This window comes from Paraburkholderia sediminicola (genome assembly GCF_046027825.1).
Taxonomy (GTDB): Bacteria; Pseudomonadota; Gammaproteobacteria; order Burkholderiales; family Burkholderiaceae; genus Paraburkholderia; species Paraburkholderia sediminicola_D.
The window spans coordinates 28243-43914 of record NZ_JAQQDU010000008.1 but is presented as its reverse complement, the minus strand read 5'-3'; the positions used below and the strand labels follow the sequence as shown (position 1 = coordinate 43914).

Sequence of the window (15672 nt, the reverse complement as noted above, 5' to 3'; positions counted from 1 at the left end):
CAAACCATTAAGCGATTGCGTCCACGATCTTGTTCAGCGTGGCGCTCGGGCGCATGGCCTTGCTCGTCAGTTCGACATTCGGACGGTAGTAACCGCCGATATCCACCGGCTTGCCTTGCACTGCACCCAGCTCTTCGATGATCTTCGCTTCGTTGTCGGCCATCGCTTTCGCCACGCCGGCGAACTGCGCCTGCAATGCAGCGTCGTCGGTTTGCGCGGCGAGTGCCTCGGCCCAGTACATCGCCAGGTAGAAGTGGCTGCCGCGGTTGTCGATACCGCCAACCTTGCGCGCCGGCGACTTGTCGTTGTCGAGGAACTTGCCCGTTGCCTGATCCAGCGTCTTCGCCAGAACCTGCGCCTTCGGGTTGTGATACGCGCCGCTCAGGTGTTCGAGCGAAGCCGCCAACGCCAGGAATTCGCCAAGCGAATCCCAACGCAGGAACCCTTCTTCAACCAGTTGCTGAACGTGTTTCGGTGCCGAACCGCCCGCGCCGGTTTCGAACATGCCGCCACCTGCCATCAGCGGGACGATCGACAGCATCTTCGCGCTGGTGCCCAGTTCCATGATCGGGAACAGGTCGGTCAGGTAGTCGCGCAGCACGTTGCCGGTGACCGAGATCGTGTCCTTGCCGGCGCGGATGCGCTCGATCGAGAACTTCGTCGCTTCGACCGGCGTCATGACGCGGATATCCAGACCGGTGGTGTCGTGGTCCTTCAGGTACTGCTCGACCTTCCTGATGATCTGCGCGTCGTGCGCGCGTGCCGCGTCCAGCCAGAAAATAGCCGGCGTGTTGGTAGCGCGTGCGCGGTTGACCGCGAGCTTGACCCAATCCTGAACCGGCGCGTCCTTGGTCTGGCACATGCGCCAGATGTCGCCGGCTTCAACCGCCTGCTCGATCAGCACCGTACCGGCTGCGTCGGTCACGCGAACCACGCCGTTTGCCGGGATCTGGAACGTCTTGTCGTGTGAACCGTATTCTTCCGCAGCTTGTGCCATCAGGCCGACGTTCGGCACCGTGCCCATCGTGACCGGATCGAATGCGCCGTTCTTCTTGCAATCTTCGATCACAGCCTGGTAGACATCGGCGTAGCAACGGTCCGGAATTACGGCCTTGGCGTCGTGCAGTGCGCCGTCCGCGCCCCACATCTTGCCCGACTCGCGAATCATGGCCGGCATGGAAGCGTCGACGATCACGTCGCTCGGCACGTGCAGGCTGGTGATGCCCTTGTCCGAGTTGACCATGGCCAGTTGCGGGCGTTGTGCGTATTGCGCCTTGATGTCGGCTTCGATCGCTTCACGCGTTTCAACCGGCAGGTCCTTCAGGCGCGCATACAGATCGCCGATACCGTTGTTCGGGTTGAAGCCGGCTTGCGCCAGCACGTCAGCGTGCCTGGTCAGCACGTCTTTGTAGAACACCGACACCACGTGACCGAAGATGATCGGATCCGACACCTTCATCATGGTGGCTTTCAGGTGCACCGAGAACAGCACGCCCTTGCTCTTCGCATCCGCGATTTCTGCCTCGATGAAGCTGCGCAGCGCGTTTTTGGAGAGCACCGACGCGTCGATGATCTCGCCCGCTTGCACGGCCGTCTTTTCTTTCAGGACCTTCGTCGAGCCGTCCGCGGCCGTCAGTTCGATCTTCACGCTGCCCGCTGCGGCGATCAGCGCGGATTTTTCGCTGCCGTAGAAATCGCCGCCGCTCATGTGCGCCACGTGCGACTTCGAGTCCGCGCTCCACGCGCCCATCTTGTGCGGGTGCTTGCGTGCGTAGTTCTTGACCGACAACGGCGCGCGGCGATCCGAATTGCCTTCGCGCAGCACCGGGTTCACCGCGCTGCCCTTGATCTTGTCGTAGCGTGCCTTGACGTCTTTCTCTTCGTCGGTCTTCGCTTCATCCGGATAGGACGGCAGCTTGAAGCCCTGATCGCGCAGTTCGCCGATCGCAGCCTTCAGTTGCGGCACCGAAGCGCTGATGTTCGGCAGCTTGACGATGTTCGCTTCCGGACGCGTGGTAAGCCCACCCAGTTCCGCCAGATCGTCGGAACCCTTCTGTTCCGCGGTCAGGTAATCCGGAAATGCAGCAATGATCCGGCCAGCAAGCGAGATATCGCGCGTTTCAACGATCACGTCGGACGAGCGCGTGAACGCCTTGACGATCGGCAGCAGCGAGTAAGTCGCCAGAGCAGGCGCTTCGTCGGTCAGGGTGTAGATGATCTTAGGCGATGTGGACATGTTTGATGCTTTGCTAAGTGAAGTGGTAGACAGAGCGTTCGTGGCGCTGAGCCCGCGGTTGCGACGAAGCAGCAAAAACGCAGCGCGACCCGCGGCACTACTTTTTACGGCCCGGACGTGAGTATATGCGTGTTTTCCTCTACTCGCTGCGAAACAAACATATCCCCGCCACGCCCCGAACAGGGTCAAGCCCCGCCAGATAAGGCTTAGAGCCCGATACCCTATACCTTAAGACAGATGTCTTATAGATGACCTACGATCCAAAATAGATTGTGAATACGAATCAGATGCATTAACATTCATGCGCTATACAAGTTTGCACTATCCGTTTAACAACCACGCTCGAACGATGCCATGCCGCACGTTTTTGGTGCGCGGGGGCGTCGCGCTACCTCATTCAAACAACATGCAGAATTCATTTGTCGCGGGACGCCTGGTGCGCCCAGCGTTGATGCGCGGCCAACGCCGTACGCCGTCGTTGCTCAGCGCGGGGCTCCTCGTCAGCGTCGGTTTATCGTTGTCTACGCTGTCATCCTCGGGATGGGCGCAGGCCACCGCAGGCGATACCACCGCCACGCTGCCCGCCGTGAGCGTGTCGGCAACGAAAGACACTTCGGTGGCGCAGGCCGATACCGTCAGCGCAGGGGCGTTGGGTTCGCGCAAGGCGGTGGACACACCGTTTTCGACGCACGTGGTGACGAGCGACGAGGCGCAGGACCTGATGGCGGCAACCGCCAACGATCTGTTCAAGTACGACCCGGCCGTATCGGCCAGCAGCGAGAGTTCGATCAGCGAAAACTCCATGTTCACGGTGCGCGGCATGCCGATCGACACGCTGAACAGCATTAAGGTCGACGGCCAGACCTTCCCCTCCTGGGACACCGATCTCTCGCTCGAACCCTTCGAGCAGGTCGAATTGCTCAAGGGCTTGTCCGGCTTCATGTACGGCTTCGGCTCGCCGGGCGGGATCGTCAACTATGTGCTGAAGCGCCCGACCGACGATCCGTATCGCAGCATCTCGATCGGCTACAAGTCGGCCGGCGTGTTCAGCGAGGCGGTCGATCTGGGTGGCCGCTTCGGTAACGACAACCGGTTCGGCTACCGCCTGAACCTCGTCAACGAAGACGGCAACACCGCTGAAGACCACGGTCATATCCGCCGCCAGGTGGCCTCGCTTGCGTTCGACTTCCGCATCACGCCGGACCTGACCTTTAGCGCCGACACGTTCTATCAGAAGCGCAAAACCAACGGCACGCTATTCGGCCTGATGTTCGGCAGCGGTCTCGGCATTCCCGATGCAAGCACCGTCACCCATGCGCTGACGCAACCGCAGAATTACTACCAGACCGAGATGGCCTCGTTTGGTGCGGGGCTTGATTACCGCCTCTCCGAGAACTGGCACGCGAACCTGAAATACCGCTTTGCGAAGGAGAATCGCACCAATTCGGACAGCTTGCTGTTTGTCACTGACAACGCCGGCAACTACTCGAACACGCTCTATGCGGCAATGACGCGTTACTTCTACCAGAACGTCGACGCGATGGTGCAGGGCAAATTCAACACCGGCAGCATCAAGCACGACGTCGTAATCGGCGCGGGTTTTGAGACGCAAACCAGCGAGTACAGCGACAGCTACGGCTGGAACAACGGCTACTTCCTCGGCACCGGCAATCTGTACAACAGTACGCTGCTGACCAACGACGAAGTCAGCATCGGCTCGCAGCTGTATCGTCAGCAGCGCATCACGCAGGCCGCCGTGTACGCGAGCGATACGGTGCAGTTCACCTCACGTCTGTCCGCGCTGGTCGGCTTGCGTTACACGCAATACCAGCAGCACGTGTACGACCCGACGGCCACCGTCACGTCGCAATACAGCGCCAATCCGGTCACGCCGACCTTTGCGCTGGTGTTCAAGACCGATCCGTACTCGACGGTGTACGCGAGCTATGTCGAGTCGTTGGAGCAGGGTGGCGCGGCATCGAACACCAACCTCAACTACCCGGACACGTTCGGGCCGCTGAAGAGCAAGCAATACGAAATCGGCTTCAAGACGGACCACAGCAAGTGGGGCGCCAATCTTGCGCTGTTCCGCGTCGATCAGGGCTACAACTATACGAACTCCGCCAACATCTTCGTGCAGGACGGTACGAAGCGCTACACCGGCGTCGATGCAAGCGGCTGGCTGGCGCTGACGAACGAATGGCGCGTGATGGGTGGCGTGATGTGGCTCGACACGAAGGCGGTCGATGTGGACGACCCGACCGTCGAGGGCAAGCGCGTGTATGGGGCGCCGCGGTTTACCGTCACCGGCCGTGTCGAATACAACCCGTCGTACCTGCGTCCGCTGACGCTGGCGTTCGGCGGCAAATATGTGGGCAACCAGGCGGTCGATGCGGCTAATTCGCAGTTCGTGCCGGCCTATGTCACTTACGATTTGAGCGGCAGGTATGAGACGAAAATTGCCGGTAAGGACGTGACGTTCCGGGCGGGGATCAACAATCTCTTCAACCGCCGATACTGGACGACGGCATGGGGCTACTATGTCGCCCCCTCGCCGACACGCACGGCCGTAGCTAGCGCTACTCTGCAATTCTAAGCAATCCGTTTGAAGGAAGAAGCGCCCGCGGCAACAGCGGGCGCTTCTCCGCCCAGTCAGCTCGCCGACTGCATCCCGACCATAGTGGGAATCTCTGCGACAAGCGCATCAATCGCATAGCGCGTCTTCAACGCAAGATACCGGCTCTTCGGCCACACAACGTGGATCTCCTGAGAAGGGCGAAAGCAATTCTCCATCACGCTCACCAACTGACCGGTTGCCACATAGCGCGCCAGCAGCCAACTGGGCAGCCACGCCAGCCCGAAGCCTGCAATCGCGGCATCCACAATCCCCTGCATGTCGTCAAAACCAAGCTGCGGCTCGACCTCCGCGCGCCGCATTTGACCGTCGACATCGAGCACATTCCAGGGCTCGATAAGCCCGTTGCGTGAGTAAGCAATGATCGTATGCCCGTGGAATTCATCCACGCGGCGCGGCGTGCCGTGCCGAGCCAGATACGCCGGCGCCGCGCCGATGCTTGCATACTGCACACCGAGCCGCCGCGCCGCGAGACTCACGCTGTCGACCAGTGGACCGATCCGCACCACGAGATCGAAGCCCTCTTCCACGACATCCACAAAGCGATCCGTAATCGAAATGTCGATCTTCAATTGCGGATGCTTGCGCGCAAGCCCAAGCAGCACCGGCGCCACGCAGTGATGGCCGAAGGCTTGCGGCACGCTCACCCGCAGACGTCCTTTAGGTTCGCGACGCCCTGAATCCAGGTCCGCTTCAGCGGCCTCGAGTTCCGCGAGCGCGCGCACGCAACGGTCGTAATACGCTTGCCCGTCCTCGGTAAGACTCTGACTGCGCGTTGTGCGATTGAGCAGACGCACGCCCAGGCGCTTTTCGAGCCGCACGATGACCTTGCCGACGGCCGAACGCGTCAGGTTCATTCGCTCCGCAGCCAACGCAAAACTGCCGGTTTCAACCACGCGCACAAACGTCGTCACGCCGTCGAGAATGTCGCTCATATCTTCGCCTTATTGGTTCCTCACAGGACGCATTTCCGGGATTTTACAGCGTCAATGGGGATATTGATTCTCTCTATAGTACACAGTTCATGGTGGCCAAGCCCATCGACTATTGAGGTGAATTCCCATGTCTAGGTATAGAAGCGCACAGCCGAGGCACGACGAACGGCCCGAGGCTGTTGCCGCGACAGAACATCCATCGACCGTGCGGGACGTGCGGGCGGCGCACGTCAATTCGAGCGCCGCTGCGCAAGCGACGACTCGCTTCTCCATCCGCAGGAACACCCTGGCGTTAGGCGCGGTGTGCCTCGCTTCGCTGATGTTCGGCCTTGAAATTTCCAGCGTGCCGGTGATCCTGCCTACGCTCGAGCGACTGCTTCACGGCGACTTCAAGGGCATGCAGTGGATCATGAACGCGTACACGCTTGGCGTGACGACGGTGCTCATGGCGACCGGCGCGCTTGCGGACCGATTCGGCCGCCGACGTATTTTCGTCATTGGGATCGCGCTGTTCGGCATCACCTCGTTAATCTGCGGTTTCGCGCAGAGCGTGCCGACGCTGATCGTCGCGCGCCTGTTGCAAGGCGCGAGTGGCGGCGCGATGCTGATATGCCAGGTCGCCGTGCTCTCACACCAATTTAACGAGGGACCTGAGCGCATGCGGGCCTTCAGCGCGTGGGGCATTATTCTCGGCATTGGGCTTGGCTTTGGACCGATCATCGGCGGAATGATCGTTGCCGTATCGGGCTGGCAATGGGTCTTCTGGATCCACGCGCTGCTTGCCGCTGTCACGTTGGCGCTCGTGTTCGGCGGTGTCCAGGAGTCGCGCGATCCGCATGCGCACACGCTTGATGTTGCCGGCATCGTCACGCTTTCGCTGGCGGTATTCGGCCTCACGTACTACATCACGCAGGGCTCGGACCTTGGCTTCACGAGTCTTCGCGCAATCCTGATTCTCGTGGCAACGGCTGTGGCTTTCGTGGCTTTTCTGTGTGCTGAGCGACTCAGTGCGCGTCCGATGTTCGACTTCTCCGTATTCAGGATCCGGAAATTTTCGGGTGCGCTAATGGGCTCGGCTGGGATGAACTTCAGCTTCTGGCCGTTCATGATCTATTTGCCGATCTATTTCCAGATCGGCCTCGGCTATGACAGCGTGAACGCCGGATTGGCGCTACTCGCCTACACATTGCCGACGCTCATCTTTCCCCCGCTCGGCGAACGGCTTGCGTTGCGTTACGGCTCGGGAATCGCGATACCTGCCGGCCTGTTTACGATCGGACTCGGCTTCATGTTGATGCGACATGGCAGCAGCGTCGCGCATCCGGGCGCGCTGACCATGCTGCCCGGTTGCCTGCTTGCCGGCGCCGGACTCGGCCTCACCAACACGCCGGTCACCAACACGACAACCGGTGCGGTTCCCGCGGAGCGAGCGGGCATGGCATCCGGAATCGATATGAGTGCGCGGATGATTACGCTTGCGATCAACATCGCGTTGATGGGGGCGATCCTGGTCGGCGGGATCCTGTTCAATCTGAAGGCGAGACTTCCGGCGACGCTCGACACCGCGTCACTCGCGCGACTGGCGGAGAAGATTGCAGCGGGAGATGTCGAAGCGGTCAGACAGGGCATCCCCGCGCTCGCCACACTCGACCCATCCGGAACCGCGGTTCACACCGCGCTAATAGAAGGGTTTGGATGGGTGATGCTCTATGGGGGTGCCGGTGTTTGGGTACTCGCCGCGCTGAGCTTTGTGATTTCGGGAAGCGCGTCGAGAACCCTGAGAAAAATAGAAACGATCCCAACGCAGCAGTCCGTTCGATGCGACTCCTGCTAAACGCCAACGATCAATTGACGTTAGCTGCACGCTTCTTCACCGTCGGCGAGCGCGACCGCTACAAAACGCGGGACCGGTCGCGCCGCGATTGCCGGCGTCGAGGCAAGCCGCGCAATGCTTCTCGGCATCGCGCACCATGAAATGCACGAGTGTTTGCGAAACGTCGAGCGCGCGTGCCGTGTTTTGCAGCGTTTCCTCGCGCAAGCGCACCATCTCGAACGCCGCACGGCTGCGTGGCGGCAGTTGCTCAAGCGCGTGGTAGACGTGCCGCAGCGTATCGCGCGCGAGCAGCGCCGCTTCGGGTGAAGGGTCCGGCGAAGGCATGTGGAGGCCGTCGCCTTCGTCGACGTGATACTCGTCTTCGAGGCTCTGGCGGCGGGACACGTCGATCGACGCATTACGCACCATGCGGGTCACATAGGCCACGGGTTGTCGCACGGCATCCTGACCCGGAAAGTCAACCAGTTTGATAAAGATGTCATGCACCACATCTTCCGCGAGACTCGCGCAACCCACGACGCCGCGCGCCAGATCAACGAGCATCGGCCGGTTGGCAATCAGCACGTCGAGCAGCGCGCCCTTCTCCCAATCGACGGGACGGGCGTGGCGGCGCCCCCGCCTCGGAACCGGCGGACAGGTGACATCGGCGCCGAAAACAGACATGGGTATCGCTGTTGAAGGCTCCCGCCGGACGAGCACCTCAGCCATAGATTCGCTCCGCTTTTCTCAAGGACAAAACATCAATCTATCGTAAATGCGAATAATTCTCAATCACGATTTGGAATGGCCCTGCGCTTCCGATAGCTTTGCCAGATGACCCAAGGCTCGCGCGGGTTGGCTGCCATCGATAGAAACTTAAAAGTCGGTGCTTGATGCGATGTGGTCTCGGTCATCATCCAGTTCGGACGAACTGCAATTATGTTAGGAATCCATATCGCTTCCCTTGCCACTGAAAGCCGAGAGCAGCAGCACAATAGTGGAAATCCCTGCCTCGCCTCAATCCCTCCCGCTCAATTCTCTTCGTCACAACGCTTGACACTTTCCACGACGCATCATAAAGTTTGCCTGCAGATCTAGATAAGAGACTATCTGTAAGATGGTCTCTTGCGCGTGAGCGGAACGTAACCGCAAAACGCACTCGCGATTTGCACCGCGAACAGCACCGGCCTCTTACAGAAAAACTAAAGGAGACCGATTGTGCAAACGATCGCGATTAAGATTCGTGGTATCGACGATGTCATTTCATTCATCGACTCATGTTCTGGCATTCCCGGTCGAGCCGGCGTTATCTGGTGGCTTGCACTCGGTGGCCTGTTTCTAGACGCATTCTCCAATTCTGCTTTGAGCGCGGGCCTCGGGCCCATGACGCGAGATCTCCATCTCGGCGCACCTCAAATTGCGCTCATGACGTCGTTTGCGTCGTGGGTTGCCATTGCCTTTAACCCGATTGGTGGCTGGATGGCCGATCGCTGGGGGCGCATCCGTCCTTTGGTGCTGGCCAAGTTTCTCGCCGTGATCGGTGCGGTGCTGGTGGTATTCGCGCCGGGCTTCGAAGTCATTCTGGTGGGCCGTTTCTTCGTCGGCATGGCCTACGGCATCGACTTCGCGATTGCGATGGCGATGCTTGCCGAGTTCACGCCGGTCAAGCTGAAGAGCCGCCTTAACGCGTGGCAGGGCATGTGGTACACCGCCGTCTGCTCCAATCTTCTGCTCGCCCTGCTCTTTCAATCGTGGCACGTAGGCGATTCGATCTGGCGTTATTCGGTGGCGGCGACAGCCCTGTTCGGCATCGTGATCCTCGTGCTGCAATTGGTGCTTCTGGTCGAAAGCCCGATCTGGCTGGCGCGCAAGGAACGTCTCGTGGAAGCCGCCACGGCGATGAGCCGCATCTACGGGCGCACCTTCGCCGCCGCGCCGGTCGAAGAACGCGTGCCGGTGCTGAATCAGGCCACGCGCGGACTCGCGAACGTCGCCCTGATCTTTCGCGGCATCTATCTGCCGCGCACCCTGCTCGCCGCCACCGTTCAGGTCGGCCAATCCATTCAGTACTTCGCGATCGGCTGGTATCTGCCATTGATCAGCGCGGCGTTGTTCGGCAAGGACTTCGTCTATGCGACGCTCGGCGCGCTGTTGTTCAACGTGTTCGGCATCTTCGGCGGCTTCATGTCGCCCGTGATCGGCAAACGATTCGGCTTGCGGCGCGCATCCGCATTCGGCTTCGCCGCAGTCTTCGTGATGCTGGTGGTGCTCGGCCTGTTCGGCTCGCAAATGCCGCTGTGGCTCGCGGTCATTGTGCCGTCGCTATTCATTCTGTTCCACTCGTCGGGGCCTGGCGCGAACGGCAAGAGCCTGTCTTCGCTGTCGTTTCGCAGTGAGATTCGCGCCGGCGCCAATGGCGTTATCGGCGCGCTGGGTTCGATCGGCGCGGCGCTGGGCTTGCTGGTGTTCCCACTGTTCCGTGAACACTACGGCCTCGACAAGACCTTCCTGATCCTGGCGATCGTTCCGTTGGTGGCGAGCGTGATCTGCTTCGTCATCAAGTGGGACCCGACGCGTACCACCATCACCCCCGATAACGAACCCGACGCTCCGCAATTCAAAAGCGATGCAGAGGAGGCATCCGTATTCATGACCCCGGCAATCGAGAAATCCCAACGATGACCCGTAATCAAAACGTTATTCTCGCGATCGACGAGGGGACGTCCGGCACGCGCGCGGCAGTCGTCGGCGCTGACGGACAGGTCTCCTGTCTGGAGTACCTGCCGCTCAGTGTCGACAGCCCGCGGCCGGGCGTCGTCGAGCAGGACGCGAACAGCATCCTTGAGAAAACCATCGCCGTGTGCCGCGCAACGCTGGCGCGCGCGGCCAGCGAGAAGCTCAACGTCGTCGCGCTAGCCATCGCGACACAACGCGCCACCGCCGTGCTGTGGGATACGCACACCGGCCGCGCGCTGGTACCCGCGATGGTCTGGCAGGACACGCGCCACGCAAGCGAACTGGACCGGCTAGCCGCAACGTGGGACAGCACACTGATAGAACGCGTGGGACGCCCGGCCGGGGTTCGCTCGCCTTACCTGTGGGCAGCGCATCACCTGCAAACGACGCCCTCCGTCATCCTCGCGCGGCGCGAGCGTCGGCTCGCGTTCGGCACCATCGACACGTGGCTGCTCTGGCATCTGTCCAACGAGCGCGTTTGCATGACGACGCCGACCAACGCGACCTCGGCGAGCGCCTATCTGCTGGCCGACCACCAGTATTGCCTCGACTGGATCGATGCGCTCGGTTTCCCGCAGGCACTCTTGCCCGAGCTTCGTCAGGATGCCGATAAGTTCGGCCGCACTCGCCCTGAGGTGCTCGGCATCGATGTACCGATTCTCGCCTGTGCGGGCGATCAACTGGCAGGCGCGGTGGGACTAGGCTGCCTCGATCGCGGCCAGTCGATGTGCGTGCACGGCACGGGCAGCTTCGTCGATCTGCTGGTGGGCACGCGGGTCCCGCCCACCACGGAGACCTCGCACGACGGCACGCTGACCATGACCGCGCGCCGCCAACACAACGTCTCACACTACTCGCTCGAAACCTTCGTCGCGACCACCGGCTCGGCGCTGAACTGGATCTGCGAGAAATTGCACTGGTTCGACAATCCCGCGCAGATCAGCGCCCTCGCCGCGACGGTGAACTCGGCGCGCGGCGTGACGTTCCTGCCCGCCTTGACCGGTTTGCGCGTGCCGCAATTGCAACCGAACGCACGCGCTTCGCTCTGCGGCATTTCCATCGCCACGACGCAAGCCGAGATCGCCTACGCGATTCTTGAAGGCATCGCCCACTCGGTCGCGTTGTGCATCGACGCGAATCAGGCGATCGCGGACGTCGAAGCCTCCGAACTGGTGGTCGGCGGGGGCCTGTCGGGCAGCGACACCCTGTTGCAGATTCAGGCCGATCTAAGTGGCATGCCGGTGCGGCGCATGCATGAAAGCGATCGCGCGAGTCTGCGTGGCGCCGCGTTTCTCGCGGGTTCGTCGGGCTTGCTGTGGGATTCGTTGCAAGACGCGCGCACCACCACGGTCACCGACGCGGTCTTCGAACCGTCGGCGGGGTCCGCCGCGCGCACGAAGCGGCGCGCCGCGTGGCATGCAAGGGTCGACGCGGAGCTCGCTCACGCAAGTGCATTCGATAATGGTTGTGGGGACTGATACACATGTTGTTTATTCCATCCAGAAAGGCCTCGAAAGAACGCGCTGAGATGACCGGCACCGAGCCCTTGCGCATGGTGCGCAACGAGCAGATCGATCGCCTCGGCAGCGAAACATTCGACATCGTGATCGTGGGCGGCGGCGTAACCGGTGCATACGCGGCACTCGATGCGAGCTTGCGCGGCTATCGCGTGGCGCTGCTGGAAAAGAGCGATTTCGCCTCGGGCACCTCGTCGAAATCATCGAAGATGGTGCACGGCGGCTTGCGTTATATCGAGCAGGGCAATCTCGGGCTGGTGCGTCACTCGTTGCTCGAACGGCAACGTCTGCGCAGAAACGCACGGCACCTGGTGCAACGCTTGCCGTTTCTGTTTCCCGTCATGGAGAAGGACGGCGTGTTCGACAAGCGCCTCGCCAAAGCCTTCGAAAGTCTCCTGTGGACCTATGACATCGCCGGCGGCTGGCGCGAAGGCATCCTGCATCAGAAGCTGAGCAAGGCGGAAGTGCTGTCGCACTGCCCAACCTTCAACGAAGAGAACCTCACCGGCGGCTTCATGTATTTCGACGCCCGCGTCGACGATGCACGCCTCACGTTGAATCTCGCCCGCACGGCGGCGTTTCATGGCGCGGCCGTCGTCAATCACGCGGAGGTTGTCGAGATCACGCGCGACGGCCATGGCAGTGTCGACGGCGTGATCGTGCATGCCGACGAGCGCGAGATTCGCGTGCGCGGCGGCGTGGTGGTGATGGCCACCGGCGTCTGGTTGCGCGATTGGAACGGCCGCAAGAAAGACGATCCGGTGGCCTTGCAAATCCGCCCCGCGAAGGGCGTGCACGTCGCGATTCCGTGGCTCAAGATTCGCAACGACTGCACGGTGACGATTCCCGTGCCGGGCCGCAGCCGCCGCGCAACGATCACGCGCTGGGGCAACGTGTCCTATCTCGGCACCACCGACGAGGATTATCGCGGCAATCTCGACGACGTCTGCTGCACGCGCCAGGAACTCGACTTCCTGATCGAAGGCGCGCGCTCCGCATTGAAGACCGATCTGCAGGCAGAAGACGTGGTGGGCAGCATCGCCGGTTGCCGGCCACTGGTCGGGCCGCCTGGCGGACAGACGCTGGAAATGAAGCGCAATCATGAGATTCATACCGCGCCGGATGGACTCGTCACGATTGTTGGCGGAAAGCTCACGACCTCGCGGCACATGGCCGAACAGACCATCGACGCCGCGCAGAAGGTAATTGGCAAACGCGCGAAATGCCGGACGAAGTCCGCGTATCTGCTCGGCGCGGCGGGTTACGACTCGCAGGCGATCGTCGCGTCGGGCGGCTTGTCCGCGCAACTGGGCGAACGCTACGGCACCGAAGCGCGTTTCGTCACCGACATCCTCGACAGCGATTCAAGTCTGCTGAAGCCGATTGTCGAAGGCCTGCCCTACACCGAAGCGGAAGTGCTTTACGCCGTCAGACATGAACTCGCGGGCAGCGTGGATGACGTGCTGTCGCGCCGCATCCGCGCACGCCTGATGGCGCGCGACGCATCGGCACGCGCCGCCGCGCGGGTGGGCGAAATTTTACAGACGGAGCTCGGCTTGTCCGAAGCGGCCGTCGCACAGCAGGTGAGCGACTACGTCGCCGCCGTCGAACATGAAAAGTCTGTTCTTATGGGAGAAACCGAATGATCAGCAAGGAAGCACTCAAGCGTGGCTATAACCGCGGCAACTATATCGTCGGCGCGCATACTCCGCCGGCTTACGCGGCAACGATCAAGGACACGACGGGTGAAGCCGGTCTGCAACGCGATCCGGTCAAGGTCAGCACGCAGCACGTCGACGCACTGCGCGCGGTCGCCGATCAGGTACTCACGCTCGCACCCGACGTCGTCGCATGGACGCGCGACTGGTGGGCCGCCTCGATGGTGACGGAAACCGCCGGCAAGCCGGCGACGCCGCATGCCGTCATCGTGCGCGTCTCGAAGGTCGAGCAGATTCAGGTGGTCATGCGTATCGCCCACGCGGCGTCGATTCCGGTGACCGTCTCCGCAGGACGCAGCAACGTGACCGGCGCGGCGCTGCCCGTGCGCGGCGGCATCGTGCTGGACGTGTGTGAGCTCAATGGTCTGGTCGGCTTCGACCGCGAAAGCCAGATCGTCGAAGTCGAAGCCGGCATGTTCGGCGACGTCTTCGAAGAAACCATCCAGCGCGACTACGGCATGACGATGGGCCACTGGCCCTCTTCGTATGCGATCAGCACGGTCGGCGGATGGGTCGCATGCCGCGGCGCGGGTCAGCTCTCGACGCGCTACGGCAAGATCGAAGATATGGTGTTCGGCATGGACGTGGTGCTCGCCGACGGCAGCCTCATCAGCGTAGGCGGTTATTCGCGCGCAGCGGTTGGCCCGGATCTGCAGCAGCTTTTTATCGGTTCAGAAGGCACCCTCGGTGTGATCGTACGCGTGCGTCTGAAGCTCCACCGTCTGCCGGACTACGGCCGGGCGATTGCCTATGGCTTCAAGACCTTCGCGATCGGCCTCGAAGCCTGCCGCCAGATCATGCAGCAAGGCGCGAATCCGGCAGCTCTGCGTCTCTATGACGAACTCGAAAGCGGCGTGCAATTCGGCCTGCCGCAATCGAACGTGCTACTGATCGCCGACGAAGGTCCGCGCGAAATGGTCGAGGCCGTACTGACGATTAGCGAACGCGTCTGCAAGGAACTGGGCGAGCAACTGGACGACAAGGTCATCTTCGAGAAGTGGCTCGACACGCGTTACCTCACGGGCAAGAGCGCGGAGGGTTTCAAACGCAGCCCCGGGTTTGTCGCCGATACGCTGGAAATGGTCGGCCCATGGAAAGACCTGCCTGGGATCTATACCGACGTGGTGGCCGCCATCAATGCGGTGCCCGGCACGTTGGCCGGCTCTGCGCACCAGTCGCATGCGTACGTGGACGGCGCGTGCCTCTACTTCTCGTTGCGCGGCGAAGTCGAGGTCGAGCATCGCGCGACGTGGTATCGCGCGGCATGGGATGCCGCCAACGCCGTGCTCATCAAATACAATGCAGCGCTGAGCCACCATCACGGCGTCGGCTTATTGCGCGCGCCGTATATGAGCGAATCGCTCGGTAGTGCATTCCCGGTTCTGCAGGCCGTCAAGCACACGCTCGACCCGAAGAACATTCTCAATCCCGGCAAGCTTGGCCTGACTGACGAGCAAGCTCACGACGCGAAGCTGTAATCACATGGATAAGTCACTTGGGGCGCGCCTCACGCGCCACCCGGTCATTGCGACGCTCTACGGCATCGAGCAGATCGACATCTTTCTGAAAAGCGCCGCCGAAATCTCGATCGTCGCGAATGTCGATTTACGCAAACTGCACCCGGTGGTGGCGGCGCTGACGAAAGCCGGCAAGTATGTCATCGTCAATATCGACAGTTGCGACGGCCTTTCGCAGGACAAAGGCGGCGTCGAGTATCTGGTGGACATCGGCGTCACCAGTCTCGTCTCGACCCGGGTGGCGACGATCCAGCGCGGCAATCGGGCCGGTCTCGTCACGATGCAGAAAGTGTTCGTGACGGACCGCTCGACCTGGCCGCGCAGCGTGAAGGCACTGGAGCAAAGCGATCCGAATCTGGTACAACTGATGCCTGCGCCGATGCTCTCGCATCTGTCCGCGCAAGACCGCAAGGCTTTGCCGCCGATCGTCACTTCGGGCTTCGTCTGCAACGAGGGCGACGTGTTCGATGCGCTGAAGAACGGCGCCGTCGCGGTATCCACCAGCGACAGCGAATTGTGGAATCTGGATCCTGAACGTTGAAGGTCCCATCTTGTTGGAGTCATC

The 15672-nt window shown here is 61.5% G+C and carries 10 protein-coding genes; 7 read left to right on the top strand and 3 right to left on the bottom strand.

Features of this window, described 5'->3' with window-relative positions; all coding sequences use genetic code 11:
- Positions 1 to 7: 7 nt before the first annotated feature.
- Complete coding sequence (locus tag PQQ96_RS06350; protein ID WP_408290094.1) at positions 8 to 2236, bottom strand: NADP-dependent isocitrate dehydrogenase; 2229 nt, start codon at positions 2234 to 2236, stop codon at positions 8 to 10.
- 406 nt (positions 2237 to 2642) lie between these two features.
- Here PQQ96_RS06350 and PQQ96_RS06345 point away from each other — a divergent pair, with 406 nt between their 5' ends.
- Positions 2643 to 4832, top strand: a complete 2190-nt coding sequence (locus tag PQQ96_RS06345; protein ID WP_408290092.1) for a TonB-dependent siderophore receptor — start codon at positions 2643 to 2645, stop codon at positions 4830 to 4832.
- Between the two features lie 56 nt (positions 4833 to 4888).
- On the opposite strand, the gene PQQ96_RS06340 is transcribed toward PQQ96_RS06345, so the two are convergent.
- Positions 4889 to 5806: a LysR family transcriptional regulator gene (locus tag PQQ96_RS06340; protein WP_408290090.1), complete on the bottom strand. Its 918-nt coding sequence runs from the start codon at positions 5804 to 5806 to the stop codon at positions 4889 to 4891.
- Between the two features lie 127 nt (positions 5807 to 5933).
- Between PQQ96_RS06340 and PQQ96_RS06335 the strand changes: the two genes are divergently transcribed.
- The gene (locus PQQ96_RS06335; protein ID WP_408290088.1) at positions 5934 to 7640 is read left to right on the top strand and encodes an MFS transporter; all 1707 of its coding nucleotides are present in this window, start codon (positions 5934 to 5936) and stop codon (positions 7638 to 7640) included.
- A 36-nt stretch (positions 7641 to 7676) separates the two neighbouring features.
- Here the strand turns inward: PQQ96_RS06335 and PQQ96_RS06330 are convergent, their stop codons facing one another.
- Complete coding sequence (locus tag PQQ96_RS06330; RefSeq protein WP_408290086.1) at positions 7677 to 8303, bottom strand: RNA polymerase factor sigma-70; 627 nt, start codon at positions 8301 to 8303, stop codon at positions 7677 to 7679.
- 534 nt (positions 8304 to 8837) lie between these two features.
- On the opposite strand from PQQ96_RS06330, the gene PQQ96_RS06325 reads away from it, so the two are divergent.
- From PQQ96_RS06325 to PQQ96_RS06305, 5 genes are read left to right on the top strand one after another with little or no spacing between them, the layout of a single operon-like run.
- Positions 8838 to 10301, top strand: a complete 1464-nt coding sequence (locus tag PQQ96_RS06325) for an MFS transporter (RefSeq protein WP_408290084.1) — start codon at positions 8838 to 8840, stop codon at positions 10299 to 10301.
- Positions 10298 to 11833: an FGGY family carbohydrate kinase gene (locus tag PQQ96_RS06320; protein ID WP_408290082.1), complete on the top strand. Its 1536-nt coding sequence runs from the start codon at positions 10298 to 10300 to the stop codon at positions 11831 to 11833. Before PQQ96_RS06325 ends, PQQ96_RS06320 begins: the two co-directional genes overlap by 4 nt.
- Positions 11834 to 11838: 5 nt before the next feature.
- The gene (locus tag PQQ96_RS06315) at positions 11839 to 13518 is read left to right on the top strand and encodes a glycerol-3-phosphate dehydrogenase/oxidase (RefSeq protein WP_408290080.1); all 1680 of its coding nucleotides are present in this window, start codon (positions 11839 to 11841) and stop codon (positions 13516 to 13518) included.
- The gene (locus PQQ96_RS06310) at positions 13515 to 15068 is read left to right on the top strand and encodes an FAD-binding oxidoreductase (protein WP_408290078.1); all 1554 of its coding nucleotides are present in this window, start codon (positions 13515 to 13517) and stop codon (positions 15066 to 15068) included. Before PQQ96_RS06315 ends, PQQ96_RS06310 begins: the two co-directional genes overlap by 4 nt.
- 4 nt (positions 15069 to 15072) lie before the next feature.
- Positions 15073 to 15648, top strand: a complete 576-nt coding sequence (locus tag PQQ96_RS06305; RefSeq protein WP_408290076.1) for a glycerol-3-phosphate responsive antiterminator — start codon at positions 15073 to 15075, stop codon at positions 15646 to 15648.
- Positions 15649 to 15672 lie beyond the last annotated feature (24 nt).